We start from the raw sequence: 20,111 nt of genomic DNA, 5'->3' as shown, positions 1-20,111 counted from the left end.
GCGCAATTGTACGCGGAGGAAGCGAGCGGCCTACTTCGACGGTGAGTGACCCGCTGGAAACAAGCCGCCATTCAGGCCAAGGCCAGGTCGTCCCGGCCCTTTTCCTTGTTGAGGGGAGGCCACGCCCCCTCCCCCTCCCCTCAAACTCCCCTTCCCGCCCTCGATTCGCACCGGCTTAGCTACGCCATGCCGGTTTTACGCTATTTCATATATCCAAGATGGCATCATTAGAATCGCGGGCAAAGAAGTGGCAAGAACATAAAATACAGGGAAATCTCTGCAGTTGGCCCTGTTTACGGCCTCGACTCCCGTGGGTGCAGTTGCGCGTGTAGCACAATTATTGCGCCAAAAAGGTAATTCAGGTTATCGTTCGCGCAAATCGTTCGGGAACCGGTGTGATTCCCGGCTCCTGCATCTTAACGCGTCACAACGGAGAAGACCGACCCGGCCAGAAAAAGAAAAACCGCTCCCGAACGAAGTCCGGAAGCGGGGGATATGAGTTGATAAACTAGCCAAAATCGTTCTCTCAAACCCTCCCTTCCTTGTCAACACAAAACACCGGTTCGGTGAACGGGGAAGCTTTGCCTGGTCCCTAGCGAAAGGAGACGAGGAATGGGGGACCCCTACCCGCAATTGCGGCCGATCGGCCGCAGAGTGACGCCGCAGCGTGCCGAGTTCCGGCGACTGGCACAGTCCGCCGAAGTCGGGACCGTGACGCGCGGACAGCTCGCCGTGCTTGCGCAAAACCTGCCGTGCACAGGCCTGATCAATGCGACAGAAGCCCATCTTCTGGTGACGCTGATCAACACCGCATCAGCCGATACCTTCGACAAGGCGGGCCGGCCGATCATCTTCAAATCGAATCAGCAGCTTGCGTTCGAGATCAATCGTTCAACCGGCCGGGTCAGCCGTTTGCTGTCCAGCCTCTTCGACGCCGGCCTGATCACGATGCAGGACAGCGGCAACTACAAGCGCTACCCGGTTCGTAGTGCAGACGGTTCGGTAGTCGATGGCTGTGGCATCGACATGCGGATCCTCATCGTCCGATACCGCGAGCTTGACGAGCTCGTCAGGCAAGCGAGAGCCGAGCGGGCTGCCGCGAATTCCGCGCTGCGCCGCTATCGTGGCGCGCTGCGCAATCTCCGCTACGCCTTTTCGACCGTATCGGGCCTATCCGAGCGCGTTAAAGCGCGGCTCGAGGCGCGGCATGAAAAGGTCGTCGCCCTGGTCGGCGTCGCCGCAAAAGCACCGAGTGCGCTCTTGCAGCGCGCGACCGGCCTTTTTGAATGGCTCGTCGAGCGAGTCCTGCAGCTCCCACGCCGCGCGGAAGCTGCGCCAAAGACACAAGAGTCGACACGCACGGATGCCGAAAACGGCATGCACAAACAGACTACAAGCCCTGATCCACTTGAAACTAGTAATGGGAATCGGCGTTCGGCTGACGCCGAACAACTCGGTTTGCTAGCGGCGGGCTCCGCCCGCGGATGGGCTCTTGAAACAAGCCTGGGGCGAGGTTCGCGCCAAGTCAATCAACAGCAGCGGCCGCCGCAGGCGATTGTTGCCTTGCATGACGTGGTGCGGGCAGTGCCAGCGCTAACGACCTACGGCTTTGCCCTGCCCCGAACCTGGGGTGATCTGGCGCGGCTCGTGCCGCAAATGTGCCGGCTTGCCGGTATTTCCGACGATGCGCGCCGCCGCGCCGTCGAGCAGATGGGCGAGCAGCAGGCCGCCGTCGCGGTTGCCGTTACGCTACAGAAATTCGACCGGCAGGAGGTTTCGTCGCCGGGCGGCTATTTGCGGGCCATGACAGACCGCGCGGCCGCCGGCGAGCTCCACCTCGCCCGGTCAGTATTCGGGCTTGCCGCCCGCCAATCCTGTGAGATGCTGAATTGAGATTTCGAGGAAGATTGCCCGTCGCCGCCGCGATTTTGTTGACCGCGGCGGGGCGCGCCGTGGCCGAGCCCGCCACCTGGCCTGGAACGGCGCGTGTGATCGACAGCGACACGGTCAGCGTGAGGCGGCAACGCATCCGAATTGCTGCGATCGATGCATGCGAGTTGAAGCAGACCGGAATCCAGAACGGAAAGGTCTGGCCGTGTGGTCTCGCCGCTCGCGGCTACCTGCGGAAGATGATCGAGGGCAAGCGAGATCATCGACAGGGACCAGTATCGGCGATTGGTCGGACAGTGCTTCATCGATAGCGATATCGCCATGGCCAACGCCGGCCTTGCCGAGGCGATGCTTCGATACCTGCCCCGTTCCCATTCTATCAGCCTGGACGAATACGCTGGGGCCGAGAACGGGACGCGGGATCGACGTTTAGGCATCTGGTCGGCGGACATCGAAAGCCCGCGTCTCTACCGGCGCGGCAAGTCGTCCTCCAAGCCTTAGTCGGTGTAGTCAAATTGGCGCGGTGGAATGGCAAGAGTCGTGAAGCAATTTGCTTCACCATTTGGCGAGAAAACCGGGACTATCCCGTTGCTGGAGCGCGGAAATTATATAAGATGAGGCCATTTCTCATCGGATAAGGCCGTTACCGAGCGGGTTCATGTTGCCAATGATGTTCATCAATCACCCCTCGAGAGCGGTTGCTTTTGACGCTCGTTCGCACGCCGAAGCGGTTTTCGCAAAGCCGGATTGCAGAAGAATTTCCCCGCCTTCGGCTTCCTCGCGCCCCAAATTTCTCCGCCCTCCGGCCCCCTCCGCTTCGCTCCGGCCCGCGGTGCGCACCGCTTTTCCGGCGTGCCTTGGAACGATCATCGCAACCACCAAAGAGGAGTGACTGAAATGAAGAACATCACCAACTACATCCAGTTCAACGGCGACGACCTGGATACCGCCTCGGGCGCAGGCCTCATTTCCACCATCGACCGCGACCTCGACGTCAAGGTCACGCCCTTCAGCTCGGATAATGAGAAGGCACCGACGCATCGCGTCTACGCCAAATCGCCGCGCGGCCACGACATCGACGTAGGCGGCATCTGGAAGAAGAAGAACGCCGAGGGCAAGCCCTACTACACGCTCTCGATCAAGCGCCTTGGCTACAACGCCAATCTCGGCCGCTTCCCGGGCCAGGACGACTCGACGCTGCAGTCGATCATCGAATGGGAACCCCGCGATTGATCGCGGCGAAGCGCCCGGCGAAAGGCCGGGCGCTTTCTCCTCTCGATGCCGAAAACCGCTCGAAGCGGTCGATTTTCAGCGCTTTTTCTGCTAGGGTGCGTCGTAACTGGAGAATTTGCCGATGAACATTCATTCCGCTCGCCCGGATCGTTCCCCGGAGGCCATCGCAAGGCGCAAAAAGGCGACCGATCAGGCGCGCGCCGCCAATATCCGGCAGGGCTATACCCACGATCCCCTCCTCGAGGAGGCGACGGCCGCTTATGTCGCCGGCGACATCAGCCGCGACGAATACCGCGCGCGCGTCGTGCGGCCGGCGCAGCGATCCTAACGAACTCTGCCTCATAGAGGCGATCAGCCGCCTGTCATCTACAGGCGGCTTTTTTATTGAGCGCGCCCATGTCCGACAATACCCCGAAAGGATCGTCCTTCTATCCCAACACGTCGGACGATCCCGATCGTACCGACGTGCTGCGCAACAAGTTCGGAATCCGGTCTCATTCCGAGCTGCGCACCGAAGAATATCGCGCTACCGCGTTTCGCATGGCGGAGATCGCCGAAGGCGATGGTCCGCAAGGTCGCTTCGACAAGCAGCACCTGAAGGCGGTTCACGGCCATATCTTTCAGGATGTCTATGAATGGGCCGGACATACGCGCAACGAGAGTCCGATCGTCGACGGCGAGCGTATGGAGCCGATCGGTGGCCTCTCCAAAGGCGGGACTTCCTTCCTGCCGGGTTCGCGCATCGACATGGGACTCGACGAGGCATTGAAGCCGATCCGCGATCCGGAGGTTCTGCGAGCTTCGACGCCGGACCAGTTTGCCGAACGTGCCGGCCAGGTCATGGCCGATCTCAACTATGTGCATCCCTTCCGCGAGGGCAATGGTCGCGCCCAGGAAGCGTTCATTGTCGAGTTGGGCCGCGAATACGGCCATGACGTGGATTTTACCGTCATCACCAAGCCGCGCATGATCGAGGCGTCGATCGAGACCACGAACGACCCCTCCAGCCCGGCGATGAAGCACGTCGTCGAGGACGCGACTGATCCGAACCGCCGGGAGGCCATTCGCGCGGCGTTTTCCGACCTCGAACAGCGCGGCGAAAACCCGTACGAGCACAACGTCCGTACAGCGCGCCCGGGCGAGAAAATCGCCGGGCAGGTGCTCGGGCATGATGATCGCGTTGCCAGCCTCGTCACGGATGCGCGCGTTGTCGTGGTCGATCGCGCTGACATGCCGGAACGATTGCCGGGCGACGAGGCGGAAATCACCCTCACCGCCAGATCGGACTTTTCTCGCCTTAGTCGCGATCCCCAGGACATCCAGGCACAGTCGCAGCCGGAAAGGGCCGAAGCATCACAGCAGCATTCCAGCACCGCGTTGAAGGCTATCGAGGCCGATATGGCGGCGCAGCGCGCGCGAGAGCGCGACGACGACCGAGAGCGATGACAGCGATCGCCGGCAACAAGCTGCTCATGGCGCCGTAGCAGCCGCAGGTGTCCATGCTCTGGCCGTCTCCATCCGTTGGGTGATTTGACGGACAAGCTACGATAGCCCCTCCCCCACGCAACCGCTTCGCGGTCCTCCTCTTCCGTTTCGGCCCTTCGGGTGCGTGGGCTCGCTTCGGCTATCTCCGTTTCCTGCCGTCAACCAACGGATGGAGACGGCCATGCAGAGCATCAAGGACACTTACCAGCGCATCACGGACACCATTGTCGAGCAGCTTGAGGCCGGCACCAAGCCATGGATTCGCCCCTGGCGCGGCAATGCCCGCCGCTCACTGACCCCGCGCCGCGCAACCGGCGAAGCCTACCGCGGCATCAACGTCCTGATGTTGTGGGTCGCCGGTCAGATGTTCGGCTACGAGGAAAATACCTGGATCACCTACCGGCAGGCGCAGGATCTCGGCGCTCAGGTCCGCAAGGGCGAGAAAGGCACGCTCGTCGTCAAATACGGAACGTTCACTCCGAAGGACGACGAGGACGACGAGGACCGCGCCATTCCGTATCTGAAGGGCTATACCGTCTTCAATGTCGAGCAGATCGACAGCCTCCCCGACCGGTTTTTCAGCCCGGCCGAGGAGCTGCCGACGTCTCCGGTTCCACACATCGACACCGTCGAGGCCTTCGTCAGAAATACGCGCGCGAAGGTAAGTTATGGGGGCACGAAAGCCTGCTATCGGCCTTCCATCGACGACATTCTCATGCCGGACCGCGAGCGGTTTGACAGCGAGGTCCATCTTTATTCGACCCTGTTGCACGAGCTTGCACATTTTTCGGGGGCCAAGCGCCGCCTTGACCGGGATCTGACCGGTCGGTTCGGCAATGAAGCATACGCGATGGAAGAGTGCATAGCCGAATGTACCGCGGCCTTTTTATGCGCCGATCTTGGCGTAGACCATGATCCGCGGGACAATACCGCCGCCTACTTGGCGAGCTGGGTGGCCGTGCTAAAAAATGATAAGCGCGCGATCATCACGGCGGCTGCCAAGGCGCAGGCTGCCGCCGATTATCTCACGGCCCTCCAACCGGGAGCCGAACTGACAGCTGCCTAGTGCAGTAGGCTCCCCTCTTTGTGTTTGACCGATCGACGGGCAGAGCTGCCCGTCGATGATCTTAATGCACAGGGACGCCGGTCAAGACCGGCTTGCCGCCGTGTAGCCGTTGCCTTGACGGCCGGTTTTGCGGACCTAAAGGGAAGTGTCGGCAAAGACGCAATTGATCGCCCAGGGCACCGGATGATCTGTGCAACTCATGGAGATGACATCACGATTGTGATCATGGGGCGGGTTTACTGAAGTAAACTCCGGAACCCATGCGAACGATTCGCAGAACTGCGCCGCCAAGTGTTCCACGTGAAAGTTTACGGCAGTAAACCGGCATTGCGCGAATCGACGTTAACCTTTTGTTAACATTAAATTCCTTGTCCTACCGCTCGAATCAGAGCTAAATGCGCTTTCTAAGCGAATACAACGGAAATTCGCATTTTGGAATTCGCAACGATGAATATCGCACCCGCGTTCACAAGCGCTCTCGCCGACTTCGACGAACTGATCCTGAAGCAGGGCGGCGAATTGTCAAGGAGACTGCAGAAGCATCGGCTCGACAGCTTTCCGCCTGACGCGAAGAAGACCCTCCGTTCCTTCCAGCTTTCGGAGGCCGCCAGCTATCTGGGCATTAGTTCGGGACACCTGAAGAACTTGTCCCTGGAGGGCAAGGGGCCGCAGCCGGCGGTCACATCGACGGGGCGTCGCTCCTATACAGCCGCGCAAATGCTCGAGATGCGGCATTGGCTGGACAGAAACGGACGGTCGGACGTGAAGAAGTACGTTCCCCACCGCCGCGGAACAGAACACCTTCAGATTATTGCTGTTGTGAATTTCAAAGGCGGCTCCGGCAAAACAACGACGGCAGCCCATCTCGGACAACACCTCGCTCTGACGGGGCATCGGGTGCTTGCGATCGATCTAGATCCGCAGGCATCACTTTCTGCCCTGCATGGGTTCCAGCCAGAAGTTGATCGGGACGAAAGCCTATACGAAGCTCTTCGTTACGACGACCATCGGAAGCCTCTGTCCGTGCTCATAAAGGCGACGAACTTACCTGGGCTCGATATCGTGCCGGCAGCGCTTGAGTTGCAGGAGTTCGAGTACGACACGCCCCTTATCCTCGCCGAAAAAGGAACGCGTGATCTTGGGCGTGTGTTTTTCACGAGGTTGGACTCAGCGCTTGCAGAGGTCCAGGACCGCTATGATGTCGTGGTCCTCGATTGCCCTCCGCAGCTCGGGTACCTGACCCTGACGGCTTTATCGTCGGCTACTGCGGTCCTGATCACGGTGCATCCGCAAATGCTAGATGTGATGTCGATGTGTCAGTTCCTATTGATGCTTGGCGAGATCCTCAATCCGATCAAACGGGGCGGTGGCAATATGAACCTCGACTGGTTTCGTTATCTTGTCACGAGGTTCGAGCCTGGCGACGGTCCGCAAGCGCAAATGGTCGACTTCATGCGCGTGATTTTCGGTGGCTTCGTCCTCAAGAACGAGATGCTGAAGAGCACCGCGATATCGGACGCGGGTATCACCAAGCAGACACTCTACGAGGTCGAGCGTAGCCAGTTGACAAGGTCAACGTACGACCGCGCCATGGAATCCCTCCATAGCGTCAACGGCGAGATCACTTCGCTGGTCCACCAGGCATGGGGACGGACATGACGCTGATTGAAGTGGCACACCCCGTCGGAGGGCTTCGAAATGGCACGTAAGGGTCTGTTGGCGGGCATCTTGGATGAGGACGAGTTTACGGCCGTAAACTCGGCCGAGACAGCTGCGCCGCTTGCAGCGCGATCCGGCAGGGGTGCTTTCGGCATGATGAGCCGGGCCGCCGACGAAATGGCGACCAAGGTCGAGGCCGCACAGGAAATAGAGAGAAAGCTGCTCGCAGGTGAGACGGTCATCGAGATTGATCCCGACCATTTGGACAGCTCTTTCGTCATCGATCGAATGGACCAGGACGAGGGTCGCTTCGAGGACTTGGTGCAAGCCATTGGTGAGCGGGGACAGGATTCGCCAATCCTTGTCAGGCCGCACCCAAGCACCGAAGGCCGTTACCAGATCGTATTCGGCCACCGACGCGTAAAAGCCGCAAAGGCACTTGGCAGAAATGTCCGAGCGGTCGTCAAGCCGTTGTCCGATCGTGACCATGTTGTCGCCCAAGGGCAGGAGAACACTGCACGAGCGGACCTCTCGTTCATCGAACGCGCGCTGTTTGCGGCTAAACTTGCCGCACGCGGGTTCGACACCCAGACGATCATGTCGGCCTTGTCGGTGAACAAGACTGTCGTGTCGAAAATGGCATCCGTCACAAAACAGATTCCAGTCGAGATTATTCAAGCAATCGGTGCTGCGCGAGGGACCGGGCGAGATCGATGGTACGACCTGTCGGTCAAATGTCGCGTTAAAGGTAACCTCGAAAAGGCCACGAGGTTCGTCGGAAAACAGAAGTTCCTAGAGGTTGAAAGCGACACAAGGTTTAGCCTTCTTTTCAATCACCTTCCCGGCGACGAAGCAATCGCCGATCACCAAGCGGCAACAACGGGATCGAAGAGTGCCGTAGCTCCAGCTTGGGCTCCGTCTGACAAATCCGTCCGCGTCACGGCGAAAGATACCGGAAAGGCGTTCACGCTGTCCTTGAAAGAACGGGACGGAGTTCGCTTCGGTACCTGGATTTCCGAGAATCTGGAGCTGCTCTACAGCGAGTTCAGGCGATCGGAAACGAGCAACACAGGAGAATGAACCCGCAAAAGAAAAAGGCCCCCGAACGTCACCGTCGCGGAAGCCCTTCTCGTATCTAGACAATCCGAGAATCTCATTTCCGCGAATCACTGTCAAGAGTCCTAGGCGTCGTTTTGGCGAGCAGGTTTCTTTTGCCTAATTAGAAGGCGAAGGAAGAAATGGAGACGGGTATTGCAACGACGCCCTTTGGGCGGCGGCCGATGTCGCTTGCCATGCTGGCAGCGCAAAACGAGTCACGCGAGATCCCCAAGGGCAGGGTGGTCGACAAGTGGCAGATCTATCGTAACCTCTGCGAGGGCAAGAGCATTGTCGGCATCGGCGATCGCGCTCTGGCCGTCCTGAATGCGTTGCTATCATTCTATCCCGACAGTGAGTTGAGTGAGGAAAACGGCCTCATCGTCTTTCCCTCGAACGCACAGCTGTCCCTCAGGGCGCACGGAATGCCCGATGCCACAGTGAGGCGCCACCTGGCGGCTCTTGTGGACTGCGGGCTAGTCATCCGTCGGGACAGTCCGAACGGCAAGCGTTATGCGCGGAAGGGGAGAGGAGGGGAGATTGAGGAAGCATTTGGCTTCTCCCTGGCGCCGCTGCTGGCCCGTGCCTGCGAGTTCGAGGCAGCGGCCGAGCGTGTTCGAGCCGACAACAGGGCGCTCAGGCTTATGAGGGAACGCATTACGCTACACCGCCGGGATATCCACAAGCTGATCGAGGCGGCCGTAGACGAAGACGTGCCGGGCGACTGGGGAGGCCTGTGGAAGCGTTTCCGTAGCGTCGTGGAGGCAATTCCGCGCCGTGCATGCATTGCCGAACTTGAACCGATCGTGGCCGATCTGGCCGCGTTGCATGGCGACGTGGATAAGCTGTTGGAAATTCATATGAAATCCACGAATCCGAGCGGCAATGACTCCCAAAGCGGGCGGCAGCAATCTGATTCAAATACCGACTCTATTTTTGAATTTGAACCTGCTTTCGAAAAAAGCGGGTCGACGGCCGAGCCAAGGACGAGGACCGCAGAATCCCCGAAAACATACCCGCTAGGGATTGTGCTGAAGGCCTGCCCGGAAATTGCGGATTACGCCGTCGACGGGATTGGCAACTGGCGCGATTTAATGGTCACGGCGGCCCAGGTGCGCGGTTATCTCGGCGTGTCGCCTTCCGCATACGAGGACGCCTGCCATGTGATGGGGCAGGAAACTGCGGCAATGGTGATCGCCTGCATTCTGCAAAGGGCGCAGCACATCAATTCAGCAGGCGGCTATCTGCGCGTGCTGACCGATAAGGCTAGGGCAGGGGAGTTTTCGGTCGGGCCGATGCTGATGGCTGCTTTGAAAGCTAATGGGCCACCAACCAGGATGGCCGGGTAACTGGCTACGATGGGAACCTTCCGTCGCGGCCGTCTGCACCTTACCTTTATTAGGCCGTTTCGAGTTGGCTGAACCGAACAGGGATAAGCTGCCGAGTCTCGAGTTTACCTGCCGCATCCTTATCGATGACAGTCAGAAACTGCGCATTTTTAGATCCTAAAGGCAGGACTACGCGTCCTCCCGGCTTGAGTTGCTTCAGTAAAGCCGGCGGTGTCCGCTCAGCCGCCACCGTGACCAGGATCTTGTTGAATGGGGCGTGCTCGGGCCAGCCGCGAGACCCGTCTCCGACACGAATGCCGACATTGGAGAAGCCGAGACCCTGCAGCAGAGCCTCGGCATGGCTTGCGAATTCCTCGATGATTTCGACGCTCCAAACCTGTCCGGCGAGTTCTGCGAGGATTGCGGTTTGATAGCCCAGGCCGGTGCCGATCTCGAGCACAGCTTCGTACGGTTGCGGAGCGAGGAGATCGGTCATCAGAGCGACGATGAAGGGCTGCGAGACGGTTTTATCAAAGCCGATCGGCAGCGGCATATCCTGGTACGCATAAGGCGCAACCGATGCTGGCACGAAGAGATGCCGCGGCACCCACCTCATCGCTGTCATCACCCGCTCATCGAGCGTTGCCTTGCCGAGTTCTTCGCTTGCAAGGTCGGCATGGATCGCAATCATCTCGACCATGTGCCTGCGTAGTACCGCGAGATGCTCTTCGGTCATTGGCTTCATGACGGTTAGGCTTTCCTCAACCAGGCAGGCTGCCACAGTAGCCTTATATCCGGTGGTAACACAGCAACGCCCGCCATCGTTTCCAGTTGCGGGAGGCCCACGGCGAGCGAAGGTGATTTGGGCGTTGCGTCTTGGTAGCGGCGGCGCACGCGCGGAACGAACTCAGGCGAACGAACGACCGCTGAGTGAGGAGTGCCGCAACCGTGGGAGTGAACGCCTAGGACCAAGAGCAGCTCAGGCAACCTGGTCAGGCAAGAACCCGCGTCGGACGTTTCGCTAGGTCGCTTCGCCCGTCTTATGGAAGTTCGATCTCGCCGTCCACGACGTGGTTGAGGCCGGTTCCTTCCGCCGTCAGCGTCATGCGGACGTTCAACTTCTTCTTGCCGCCGATTTGCCCTTCACGCACCATCTCCTCGATCTTGCGCTGGGAGGTGACGCCGACTTCCTTCAGGAACTTGCGGATCGACATGTTGAAGGCGTCTTCGCTCATGGCGGAACTCCTCTGTGTCCGGAAGAGATTGTAAGGGAAGGCAAGGGATCAAGGAAGCAGGACGGTGACGCTCGGTCCCATAGAAACAGATCCCGAGCCGGGAGGAGGCGTCGGGTCCCTTGAACTTGATCGGCCTTTGCAAGGAGGCGAGTGGGCGCTTGCCTGGGGACGCGTCAGACAATCAGCCTTGCCGCGCGTCCCAGCTGCCGTTCCGCGTCGTTGTAATAGCGCGAAGCCTGCTGGACGGATCGGTGCTGCGACTGCTGCATGGCTTCGACGAGGGGGATGCCACGGCGGGCGGTTTCGGTCAGGTAGCCGGCGCGCAGGCCGTGCGCGGAAAACAGCTGCGCATCGAGGCCGGTCGCGGCGGCGCGGCGTTTCAGGATGAGGTTGACGGCCTGGGGGGTGAGAGCGCGCGGCTCGAGATTGCCCCAGCGGTCGACGCCGCGGAAGACGGCGCCCTCGGTGATCCCGGCCCGCGCGAGCCAGTCCTGCAAGGCCGAAACCGGCCGGCCGATGAGCAGCACGAAAGCGTCGGTATCGGCTTGGGTCGTCTTGGTGCGCCCGAGGTGGATCGACAGGCACGGCAGTTTCTCGCTGTCCGGATCCTTCGGGTCGACGGGGACCGGATCTTCGTCCCTGAGCTGCTCGGCGCGCAGGGCGGCGACCTCGCTGCGGCGGCGGCCGCCGGAGGCAAAGGCGGTGAGCAGCAGGGCGCGGTCGCGGACGTCGACCAGACGATCGCCCGCGCAGGCCTTCAGCAGGGTGGCGAGAATATCGGCGGTCACTGCCTTGCGGCTCTTGCGGCCGCGCGGCCGGGCGCTGGCGCGCACTGCGAGCTTGATGGCGCTCTGGAGCCCCGGCGCGTTGAATCTTCCCTTGAGCCCTCGCCATTTCGTCAGCGTCGACCAGCTGGAGAGCCGTCGGCGCACCGTCGCGGGCGCATGCGGACCGTCGCTGCGCAGCAAGCCTTGCTCCTTCAGCGCAACTGCCACGTCTTGCGGCATGCCGTGCGCCAGATCGGTTTCGCGTCTGGCCGGGTCCCAGAGGTGGTGGGCGACGAACTTGATCAGCAGTGCCTCCGGCGCCGGCCAGGGGAGAGGCTGTCCGGTCGCGGCGAGTGACCAGGCTTCGAGATAGCCGAGATCGGAGGCGAGAGCGCGCAGCGAATTCTCGCCGATCCCTTCTTTCGCGAGGTGGCGCAGGGTTTCGATGTCGTCATCAGTCAGCAGCCCGGCCAGAAAATCGCGGCGGTCGAAGGGCAGCACGGAATCGAGCGCATCGAGGGCTTCGGCCCGTCTCGCGACGGTTTCAGCATTCTGGGTCTTGGCAAGCTGCCCTGTCACTGGCTCGTCTCCATCTGGCTGGCGCCCGAAACTTGCGGAAAGCCCGGAAAGCCCGTATATTCCGGAACAAAGGAGTTTCGCCGATGACCACCACCGTCACCGCCGCCGCCGTCTCGAAAAATTTTGGCGCCTATCAGGATGCCGCGGTCCGCGACCCGGTCATTATCACCAAGAACGGCCGCCCGCGCACCGTTTTGCTGGCTTACGAGGATTTTGTCCGGCTGTCGAAGCGCGACCGGCGGGTCGAGCTGACAGCGGAGCTCAGCGCGGACGAGATCGCTGCGGTCGAAGCCTCCGAAATGGAGCCGGGTCTCGACCATCTCAACGACGAGCTCGCTGGGTCAAAACCCTTTGGGTCAAAATCCTCCGGGGCAAAAGGCCTGACGGCAAAAAATGCTGCCGACTGAAATCAAGGTCGGCCACGTCTTCCGCTATTCCTATCTCTGGCATTGGCAACATCGCGAGGGCCGCGAAGAAGGCGACAAGGACCGTCCCTGCCTGGTGCTGGCACTGGTCGCCATGCAGGAGGACGGCTCGCCGGTCGTTCGGGTCCTGCCGATCACCCACACGCCGCCGTCCGATCCTAACGATGCCATCGAGATCCCGGCTGCGGTCAAGCTGCGCTTGCAGCTCGACGGCGAGCGGTCGTGGATCGTTTTGACGGAAAGCAACCGGTTCGCCTGGCCGGGCCCCGACATCCGGCCGCTGGAGACGGAGAGCGGCTATTACGGGCCGCTGCCGCCGGCGTTGTTTGCCGCGGTCAAGCGCCGGTTTGTCGCCATCGCGACAGGCCAGGCGCATACCAGCACGTCGCGCACGGCGTAACGCCGGCTGAAGTTGCGGCAAGCCGGCGGGCGTCAGGGCAATCTCCATCGAGGTGTCTTCCAGGCGGGTTTCTGGGGCCGTTGCAGCCATGCTTTGCGCCGAGTCTAGCGGCTCTGAGCCGCCAAATCCATGACTATCGATAAGAGGTACTTATCGATAGTTAGCCATGACTCCCAGGATCATCGCCAGTGACGGAAGTTAAAAATAATTTAGCTTCCATCACGCGAATCCACTACAAAGGAATCAATGGCTTACGAATTCGCCGATCTGCCCCTAAAGACCCTAATCGGGCCGCTCACCCGCGCCGAAGACCTTCTGGCTCGCCTTGACGAGCGGCTGCAAAAAAGCCCGGTCCGCGACGGGTTTTTGCAACGCTCCCACTTCGCCGACGCGGCCGCCGCGCTGTGGCTCGACGGCGAACTCGTCCATACAGAAGACCTCGTGCTGCACGACGCCCACATGGACATCCGCACCCCGACCCACGAGATCACCCGGGCGCATGCCGTGCTGCGCGCCCGCCGCCGGATTTTTGCGCACAAGCCCGACTGGGCGCTTTCTCGCTCTGGCGTTACGGCGCTGCGCGGCCGCGAAGAGCAGGGCGGAGACGGGGCGAGTCTTGGACGGGCCGGCTCCCAGCCCGATGCCGCGACGGCCGCCGCCTGGCCGGACGGCGACGCCGGCGAAAGCCTTGACGCTCTTGCCGAGGAACTGGCCGAGATCGACGCCGTGCTGGCCCGCTCCAGCCGGCTGCTGGCGGGCGAGAATTTCGCGCCGCTCGCAGACAGCCCGGAGGTCGACACGGCAGGGCAGAGGGCTAGGTCGCAGGAGGCGGCTTCGTTAGACAGCTTCGGGCCGCTGATCCGCGACCTCGACTGGAGCGAGGACCAGCGGCTGGCCGACTGGCTGGCGGTGGTCGACCGGCTGCACGGCGAAAACACGCCGGCCGTGCTGGCCGCGGCGATCGCCTGGGAGGCCTGGCAAGAAATCGAACCGCTGCAACATCAGCATTGGCTCGGCACGCTGCTGGTCGCTGCGCTGCTCAGGGAACGCGGCAAGGTCGGCTCGCATCTGTTGTGCCTCAATGCCGGATTGCGGGCCGTTCCGCGGGACCGGCGGCGGGCGCGCGACCAGATCACCCGCCTGCTGGGCGTCCTCGACGCCTTTGCAGAAGCCGCCGCAGCCGGATTGAAGGAGCTCGACCGGTTGATGATGGCCAAAAGCCAGATGGAGCGTCGGCTCAGGAACAGGCGCAAAAATTCGAGCCTGCCAGCGCTGATCGAGCTCGTGCTGGCGCGGCCGGTGGTATCGGCCGGGCTGATCGCGGCCGAGCTTAAGGTCAGCCAGCGCGCCGCGCTCGGCCTCGTCGCCGAGCTCGCCGTGCGCGAGGTGACGGGCCGGGGGCGTTACAGGGCGTGGGGATTTGTCTAACATTTAGCCCGGAGCCGCTGAGATGTGCGCCACAAGTGCCTTCGATCTTGATAGGCGAGTTCCCAGCGTTCAAGTTTATATGCTCGCCTGCGGACCGGCACGCCCGCGGGATAGAAAATGCTGAACGACGCTTGTGTTGCGCTACGACATGGAGGCGGCAGGGAATGGATTGACCGACTTGTAGGCCGCTTCCATTTTGGGCCACTTTTCGGTCAGTTCGATCGGCAGCTTGGGATACAGCTCGCGCCGGGTGAGCAATGGAGGGTCGGTTCGAACTTGGACCAAACCTCGTCGTAAAAGCGTATTTGGAGAAATACGATAATGGCGCGTTTGCGCGGGGGAGGGGCCATGAACGAGCATTTTGCAACGGCAACGGCGGCAATCCCTGCCCTGTTCGCCGAGCTTCACGCATCGCCACCGTTTCCCGCCAAGGGCGTGGCGGCGCACCTGGGCAAGGCGGGGGTCTACGTGTTTTTCGAAGATACCGTCCCCGTCCATGTCGGGCGGACGCGAAATCTGCAAGGTCGCCTTCGCGGCCATACTGCCAAAAGCCACTACTCCGCATCCTTTGCCTTCAAGCGCGCGCGGCGCCTCCTCGAGCGGACCGCAACCTATACAGCGGAGGGATCACGTCGCGCCCTTTCGAAAGAAGACGTGTTCCGGGCAGAGTTCTATCGACAGATCGAGCTGGTGAAGTTGATGAACGTCCGTTTCGTGGATGTTGCCGATCCAGTGGCCCAGTATCTGCTCGAACTCTACGCTCACCTCGAGTACGGCCTACCGTTGGATGAGTTCAATACCCATTAGACCCGTGAAGGCCCAGCTGTGGAGCCGATTCGGCGAGGTAATCATAAAATTGCAGATACGATTTTACAGAAATAAGTCCGCCATCAGGGAGTATATATGTGGATATTTTCAAATTTCGTGTCGGCCTCCGGAGGGCACTGCTGGAGCAGGTCGGCGAGATCCAGAATGCCAACGGCTGGTATGGATGGGATACGACTACGCCGAATAGCATCATTCGCCGTAGTCTCGAGGCAACGTTGAATGAGTACGTGACGGCGGCCGGTATGTACGGTTTTTTTGTTGTCACCCGGCACAGCAATTGTTCTAACCCCAAGCACAGGGGTTACCCGACGACGACCCGGAACGGGGCCCGCATCGTTTACCGCGACAAAGGCTACCTATGGGAAGGGGGCCAGCTGTTCCAGGGCCAGCGGTTTTGTGCCTGCCCGTGCTCGGCAAAGAACGAACCGGAGTGGCATCACGTCATCGACGACGTAATTTTCAAAAAAGGTATCGATTTAGAGGAATGCCGGCGCCTGGAGTTCGTCTTTCTCGGTATCTGCGCAGCCATTGGGAATGCCGGCGACAAGCAGTCCCGGTCGGGCATCCGCGAGCATTTGCTGCAAGCGATTCTCACGCTCAACGATGCAATCCTGCCGCAGACGGTCGACGCCTACATCGCGAGCCGAGAGACAGGCGATTGGCCTAGCTGATACTAATAGGGCCGCTTTGCCACCCGTATCATGTACCAGCCGTTATAAGAATTGACGCTAGAGTTTGACACATTGCACTCGATCGCCATGACCCGGCCGCTTGGTAGACGCACCACATCGGCACGTTGTCAGCAATGCTGCTCGGATCTGCGTCGCAATAGCTGACGGGGGAAGTGAATCGGAGAGGCTACGGTACCATGCGAGAATCTGGAAAACGCGTATGAGTGATTGAGGACAGTCGACAAAAGCCTTACGGCTCAGGCGTGACAATGAAGGGGTGGGTAAAGTGCTCGGGCTTAATCTTCGAACAGAATTCAAAGGGCGGCGCCTTAGGGGGACCGCAATCGAGCTGTCGAACGAATCTAACACTGGCGCGACCCAGATTGCGGCTAAAGATTTTCTCGAGATTACGTATCCGACGCATGACCTGTTGAAGGGCATCGAAGCTGTCGGGCCGGACCAAGGACGGCCCGTCGTCGTCATCGGCGAGCGCGGTCTTGGCAAATCTCACTTGATGGCTGCGCTGTATCATGCGATCAACGACGCAGCCTCAACCGGCGCATGGCTGAAGAATTGGTCAACAACCCTGGGCGATCCCCACATTGGCGACATCCAGCTTCGCGACGGGACGCTCGTCATCGGCGAGAGCCTTCATCGGCAGCGATACAAGTTTCTTTGGGACCTTCTGTTCGAGCAGCATCCGCACGGTGCCTACATCAAAGGCAAGTGGGAAGGCATGGGTTCGGCGAAGACGGATATTCCGTCTGACCAACTCATCCTGGAACTCCTTCGGCATAAACCTGTCATGCTGCTGCTGGATGAATTTCAGACCTGGTACGATGGCCTCACGAACACCAAACAGTATCCGTGGAAGCACTGGGCGTTCAATTTCATCCAGATCCTGTCTGAGATCGCCAAGGAGCATCCTGAGCTCCTTGTTCTCGTCGTTTCAGTACGAAACGGCGAAACGGACGCATATCAGCAGATACATCGCGTCAACCCTGTGCAGATCGATTTCAAGGCCGGCGGAAGCCCGGAGCGGATCCAGCACGATCGGCGACGGATGCTGTTGCACCGCCTCTTCGAAAACAGGCTCCAAATCACGTCGGCATCGATCGAGGCCGCCTTGGCGCGTCACATTTCGGAATATTTCCGGCTCTTGAGCACGCCGGCGGCAGAGCAGGATCGCAAGCAACGGGACTTTATTGAGTCGTGGCCCTTTGCGCCGCATCTTCTTCAGTTGCTGGAAGATCAGGTCCTCGTCGCCACCGATGCTCAAGAGACACGAGATCTGATCAGAATTCTGGCAAATCTCTTCAAGAGCCGTGGAGACCAAACGCCCGTGTTGACCGCGGCGGATTTTAGGATGGATGACGACGCCTCGGGCATTGGCGCGCTCCTGGATTCGGTCGCTAACCAGCAACATCGGACGCTTCGCGACAAGGCGTTGCGAAATTTGACCTCGGTCACTGAGGCGGTCTCAGATCACGCGTCGAAGGTTCCCCACTTGCAGGAAATCGTGGGCGCGTTGTGGCTTCGCTCAATCGCAGTTGGAAATCTTGCGGGCGCCGAACCAGCCGTTCTTCAGGCGGATATCACTCAGAGCAAGCCAATCGACGACAACGCCTTTCAGGTCGAATTGGCAACGATCATCGAGAACAGCTTCAACATCCATCAAGATGGTGCGCGGCTTGTCTTCAAGGAGGAGGAGAACCCACAGGCCAAGGTCATGGCTTCCGCCCGGAACGACAAGCTCTTCGCGGATGGGTCCGATCTCGAACAATTGGCGAAGGAGACGCGCTATGTCATCGGCGGCTCCGAGGAGGTGGCGCGTACCTTCCGCGTCATTGCCCTGCCGCGCACGTGGCTGAACGATCCCTGGTCAGGCCTAGACGAGACTGAGCAGCCGGAGAGATGGGATGAACGCCTGCCGATCCTCGTGTTGCCGGAGGAGCCGGACCGGCTGAGCGAACGCCTTGGGCGGTGGTCGAAAGATCATCTCCAGAAGCGCCGCAACACCGTTCGCTTCCTGCTGCCGCGCGCCGGGACGACGAACGCCTTTTATGACCATGATCTGTTGATCCTCGCGCGCGCCGAGATGAAGGCGCAGGAATGGGGTGTCCAGAACCCGGAATATCGGAAGCTCCAGACGAAGTATCAAAATGAGCTTCGAGATATTCTGAAGAAACGGTTCGACCGCTTCGCCGTGTTGCATCGCTGGAACTTTACAGAACCCACGAAGTGCGAGTTCCACGTAGAGACGTTGCGCGAACAAGGCGCTAAGATACCGGACGCCATTGAGCAGGCGCTAATCAATGACATCTTCGTGCCCGAAGATTTTGAAGCGCTTGTGCTCGAGGCGGCGAGCGACAACGCTGCCGTGGGCAAACTGCTACGAGAGCTCCAGGAGCCGCGGCCGGCAGGCCAGGACTGCATTCCCTGGCTCGGTGAGATCGCGATGAAGGAACGCGTCGTGCGCATGTGCGCGCGAGGCAAGGTGGCAATCAATCTTCGCGGAATGGAGTACCTTCAAGCCCAAGCCGGCGAGGATGAGGACGCGGCGTGGAAGAGGCTGCGACCCAAGCTGGCCTACAGCGGGCGGCAGCTCGATGAGATTTTCCTGCTTCCCCCCTCGGCCGTGCCGTCTTCCGGCGGATCAGCATCGCCAGTGGTGGCGCCAAACGACCTACCTGGAGGTGGTTTCGGTAGTGGGGCAACGCCCACGCCGACCGCAAGCCCTGGGGAGGCCCTCTCGTATCCTCCTTTAGGACCCGGATCGGAGCAGCAGGCGCCTAGTAGTGGCATTTTTGGTGAAACCTCGCCCGGCTCGCGGACGACCCTGTCCAACCCGGCGACTTCACCTCTCAACCTGATAGGCAAGCTTGAGGGTTGGGGAATCGGCCCTGCTACGCCGGTTCGGGAAGTGACGTTGAAGGTCACGGCCGCGACCGGCGCGCAGTTAAAGGAGTTACTGAAAAAACTGCCCGACGGCATGACCTTCGAGCTCTCCGTAGATAAGGAGAGCAACTGATGGCCCTCGCCCTGGATCAGTTTCGCGCACTCACGACCGTAGCGCCTGCCAATGCTTGGCGTGTAATCATCGACGGCGTGATCTCGGTGTGTGTTCAGCCGTTCTCCGTGACCAGCGCGTCGGGGGAAGTCACCAGGCGGGACCGCGCCATCGGCGAGCTTGACCACTTCCTTGCAGCGGCGGGGTGGGATCTTTGGGAGCAGTTCGGCGACGCCGTCGACCGGAACGCCGATCGTCTCGTGGATTGGTGGTCATCGCCGTACAGCGCCAAGGCCATCCTTATCCTCGACGGGCTAAGCCTGCGGGAGCTCCCTTGGCTGATCGAGGGCGCAAAGGTGCGTGGTTTGACGGTTCACAGCACGACTGCGCATGGGGCTGAAGTGCCGAGCGAGACCAGTGCCTTTGCTCGCGCCCTCGGCTTCAACAGTCGGAGCCAGCTACAGAATAACGGCGGCGGCAAGGCACATCGTCTCGTGCCCGCAAGAACCGAGTGCGTCGATCTGCCATGGAAGGACTGCGCCGATCTCATCGATCCGTCTCCCGATTGGATCTTCTGGCACCAGTGGCCGGATAGCAAGCTGCACGACGGCTCCGGCGCAGGTCAGGGGCTCGACACCCTTACCCGTGACATTGTCGCTCAACTCACCAGCGATGATTTTTGGGACTTTGTTGAGCGGCTCGCTACAGGCAGGCAGTTAGTGATCACGTCCGACCACGGCTACGCTGCAACCGGCTTGTTCTTCGATGCCGCGGATGAACAGGCGGCCTTTCTCAAGGGCGTCCTCAAGAGCGGTCGCCTCGTTGCTGGCGAACACGATCCCGGCCCGTTCGTGCCTCCGGTCGCTATGCAAGCGGACAGTCCGCATGGCAAGCATCTGCTCGCTGTCGGTCGATGGAAATGGCGCAGCCAGGGTGGATACCCCACGCTGGCGCATGGTGGGCTATCCCTGCTCGAGATGCTGTCACCGTTTGTAGAAATGACGAAGTAAGG

At 60.5% G+C, this 20,111-nt stretch carries 20 protein-coding genes; 17 read left to right on the top strand and 3 right to left on the bottom strand.

Features of this window, described 5'->3' with window-relative positions:
• The first annotated feature begins 612 nt into the window (after positions 1–612).
• The 10 genes from repC (EN853_RS23565) (at position 613) to repC (EN853_RS23525) (ending at position 9,777) form a co-directional block, all read left to right on the top strand.
• On the top strand, positions 613–1,893 hold the full coding sequence (repC, locus tag EN853_RS23565; RefSeq protein WP_127861675.1) for a plasmid replication protein RepC: 1,281 nt from the start codon (positions 613–615) through the stop codon (positions 1,891–1,893).
• 14 nt (positions 1,894–1,907) lie between these two features.
• On the top strand, positions 1,908–2,201 hold the full coding sequence (locus EN853_RS34750) for a hypothetical protein (protein WP_245517163.1): 294 nt from the start codon (positions 1,908–1,910) through the stop codon (positions 2,199–2,201).
• Complete coding sequence (locus EN853_RS34745; protein WP_348631601.1) at positions 2,176–2,391, top strand: hypothetical protein; 216 nt, start codon at positions 2,176–2,178, stop codon at positions 2,389–2,391. Before EN853_RS34750 ends, EN853_RS34745 begins: the two co-directional genes overlap by 26 nt.
• A gap of 396 nt (positions 2,392–2,787) precedes the next feature.
• Positions 2,788–3,123: a DUF736 family protein gene (locus tag EN853_RS23555; protein ID WP_127861674.1), complete on the top strand. Its 336-nt coding sequence runs from the start codon at positions 2,788–2,790 to the stop codon at positions 3,121–3,123.
• 121 nt (positions 3,124–3,244) lie between these two features.
• Positions 3,245–3,451, top strand: coding sequence for an antitoxin VbhA family protein (locus EN853_RS23550; protein ID WP_127861673.1), 207 nt, complete (start codon positions 3,245–3,247; stop codon positions 3,449–3,451).
• Between the two features lie 68 nt (positions 3,452–3,519).
• Positions 3,520–4,569, top strand: a complete 1,050-nt coding sequence (locus EN853_RS23545; RefSeq protein WP_127861735.1) for a Fic family protein — start codon at positions 3,520–3,522, stop codon at positions 4,567–4,569.
• 220 nt (positions 4,570–4,789) lie between these two features.
• Complete coding sequence (locus EN853_RS23540) at positions 4,790–5,674, top strand: zincin-like metallopeptidase domain-containing protein (protein ID WP_127861672.1); 885 nt, start codon at positions 4,790–4,792, stop codon at positions 5,672–5,674.
• A gap of 447 nt (positions 5,675–6,121) precedes the next feature.
• Positions 6,122–7,333: a plasmid partitioning protein RepA gene (gene repA, locus EN853_RS23535; protein WP_127861671.1), complete on the top strand. Its 1,212-nt coding sequence runs from the start codon at positions 6,122–6,124 to the stop codon at positions 7,331–7,333.
• Between the two features lie 39 nt (positions 7,334–7,372).
• The gene (gene repB, locus EN853_RS23530; protein WP_127861670.1) at positions 7,373–8,413 is read left to right on the top strand and encodes a plasmid partitioning protein RepB; all 1,041 of its coding nucleotides are present in this window, start codon (positions 7,373–7,375) and stop codon (positions 8,411–8,413) included.
• 158 nt (positions 8,414–8,571) lie between these two features.
• Complete coding sequence (gene repC / locus EN853_RS23525) at positions 8,572–9,777, top strand: plasmid replication protein RepC (RefSeq protein WP_127861669.1); 1,206 nt, start codon at positions 8,572–8,574, stop codon at positions 9,775–9,777.
• 49 nt (positions 9,778–9,826) lie between these two features.
• Here the strand turns inward: repC (EN853_RS23525) and EN853_RS23520 are convergent, their stop codons facing one another.
• From EN853_RS23520 to EN853_RS23510, 3 genes are all read right to left on the bottom strand, one after another.
• Positions 9,827–10,501: a protein-L-isoaspartate(D-aspartate) O-methyltransferase gene (locus EN853_RS23520; protein WP_127861668.1), complete on the bottom strand. Its 675-nt coding sequence runs from the start codon at positions 10,499–10,501 to the stop codon at positions 9,827–9,829.
• A 295-nt stretch (positions 10,502–10,796) separates the two neighbouring features.
• Positions 10,797–10,991 carry a DUF6494 family protein gene (locus EN853_RS23515; protein WP_127861667.1) on the bottom strand — a complete coding sequence of 65 codons (195 nt, stop codon included), beginning with the start codon at positions 10,989–10,991 and terminating at the stop codon, positions 10,797–10,799.
• A 173-nt stretch (positions 10,992–11,164) separates the two neighbouring features.
• Entirely contained in the window at positions 11,165–12,337 is a 1,173-nt protein-coding gene (locus EN853_RS23510) for a site-specific integrase (protein ID WP_127861666.1), read from the bottom strand.
• 83 nt (positions 12,338–12,420) lie between these two features.
• Here EN853_RS23510 and EN853_RS23505 point away from each other — a divergent pair, with 83 nt between their 5' ends.
• The 7 genes from EN853_RS23505 to EN853_RS23475 all read left to right on the top strand — a co-directional run bounded on the left by EN853_RS23505 (position 12,421) and on the right by EN853_RS23475 (position 20,109).
• Positions 12,421–12,744 carry a type II toxin-antitoxin system Phd/YefM family antitoxin gene (locus EN853_RS23505; protein ID WP_245517161.1) on the top strand — a complete coding sequence of 108 codons (324 nt, stop codon included), beginning with the start codon at positions 12,421–12,423 and terminating at the stop codon, positions 12,742–12,744.
• Positions 12,731–13,162 (top strand): plasmid maintenance toxin (PemK-like), encoded by a 432-nt coding sequence (locus EN853_RS23500; RefSeq protein WP_127861665.1) that lies wholly within the window; start codon positions 12,731–12,733, stop codon positions 13,160–13,162. Before EN853_RS23505 ends, EN853_RS23500 begins: the two co-directional genes overlap by 14 nt.
• A gap of 246 nt (positions 13,163–13,408) precedes the next feature.
• A complete protein-coding gene (locus EN853_RS23495; RefSeq protein WP_127861664.1) occupies positions 13,409–14,590 on the top strand; it encodes an RHE_PE00001 family protein in 1,182 nt (393 codons plus the stop codon).
• Between the two features lie 348 nt (positions 14,591–14,938).
• Positions 14,939–15,397 carry a GIY-YIG nuclease family protein gene (locus EN853_RS23490; RefSeq protein WP_127861663.1) on the top strand — a complete coding sequence of 153 codons (459 nt, stop codon included), beginning with the start codon at positions 14,939–14,941 and terminating at the stop codon, positions 15,395–15,397.
• Positions 15,398–15,495: 98 nt separating this feature from the next.
• Entirely contained in the window at positions 15,496–16,089 is a 594-nt protein-coding gene (locus EN853_RS23485; RefSeq protein WP_127861662.1) for a hypothetical protein, read from the top strand.
• Positions 16,090–16,366: 277 nt separating this feature from the next.
• Positions 16,367–19,120, top strand: a complete 2,754-nt coding sequence (locus tag EN853_RS23480) for a DUF499 domain-containing protein (RefSeq protein ID WP_245517160.1) — start codon at positions 16,367–16,369, stop codon at positions 19,118–19,120.
• The gene (locus EN853_RS23475; protein ID WP_127861661.1) at positions 19,120–20,109 is read left to right on the top strand and encodes a hypothetical protein; all 990 of its coding nucleotides are present in this window, start codon (positions 19,120–19,122) and stop codon (positions 20,107–20,109) included. Before EN853_RS23480 ends, EN853_RS23475 begins: the two co-directional genes overlap by 1 nt.
• Positions 20,110–20,111: the final 2 nt, after the last annotated feature.

Source organism: Mesorhizobium sp. M1C.F.Ca.ET.210.01.1.1, assembly GCF_004791585.1.
GTDB lineage: Bacteria > Pseudomonadota > Alphaproteobacteria > Rhizobiales > Rhizobiaceae > Mesorhizobium.
The sequence above is the reverse complement of the archived record's forward strand: the minus strand, read 5'-3'. Positions and strand labels throughout refer to the sequence as shown.

Bases quoted from the DNA above. Each gene is read 5' to 3' on its own strand.
- repC (WP_127861675.1), top strand. From the start codon at position 613: ATGGGGGACCCCTACCCGCAATTGCGGCCGATCGGCCGCAGAGTGACG.
- EN853_RS23555 (WP_127861674.1), top strand. From the start codon at position 2,788: ATGAAGAACATCACCAACTACATCCAGTTCAACGGCGACGACCTGGAT.
- EN853_RS23550 (WP_127861673.1), top strand. From the start codon at position 3,245: ATGAACATTCATTCCGCTCGCCCGGATCGTTCCCCGGAGGCCATCGCA.
- EN853_RS23545 (WP_127861735.1), top strand. From the start codon at position 3,520: ATGTCCGACAATACCCCGAAAGGATCGTCCTTCTATCCCAACACGTCG.
- EN853_RS23540 (WP_127861672.1), top strand. From the start codon at position 4,790: ATGCAGAGCATCAAGGACACTTACCAGCGCATCACGGACACCATTGTC.
- repA (WP_127861671.1), top strand. From the start codon at position 6,122: ATGAATATCGCACCCGCGTTCACAAGCGCTCTCGCCGACTTCGACGAA.
- repB (WP_127861670.1), top strand. From the start codon at position 7,373: ATGGCACGTAAGGGTCTGTTGGCGGGCATCTTGGATGAGGACGAGTTT.
- repC (WP_127861669.1), top strand. From the start codon at position 8,572: ATGGAGACGGGTATTGCAACGACGCCCTTTGGGCGGCGGCCGATGTCG.
- EN853_RS23520 (WP_127861668.1), bottom strand. From the start codon at position 10,501: ATGAAGCCAATGACCGAAGAGCATCTCGCGGTACTACGCAGGCACATG.
- EN853_RS23515 (WP_127861667.1), bottom strand. From the start codon at position 10,991: ATGAGCGAAGACGCCTTCAACATGTCGATCCGCAAGTTCCTGAAGGAA.
- EN853_RS23505 (WP_245517161.1), top strand. From the start codon at position 12,421: ATGACCACCACCGTCACCGCCGCCGCCGTCTCGAAAAATTTTGGCGCC.
- EN853_RS23500 (WP_127861665.1), top strand. From the start codon at position 12,731: ATGCTGCCGACTGAAATCAAGGTCGGCCACGTCTTCCGCTATTCCTAT.
- EN853_RS23495 (WP_127861664.1), top strand. From the start codon at position 13,409: ATGGCTTACGAATTCGCCGATCTGCCCCTAAAGACCCTAATCGGGCCG.
- EN853_RS23490 (WP_127861663.1), top strand. From the start codon at position 14,939: ATGAACGAGCATTTTGCAACGGCAACGGCGGCAATCCCTGCCCTGTTC.
- EN853_RS23475 (WP_127861661.1), top strand. From the start codon at position 19,120: ATGGCCCTCGCCCTGGATCAGTTTCGCGCACTCACGACCGTAGCGCCT.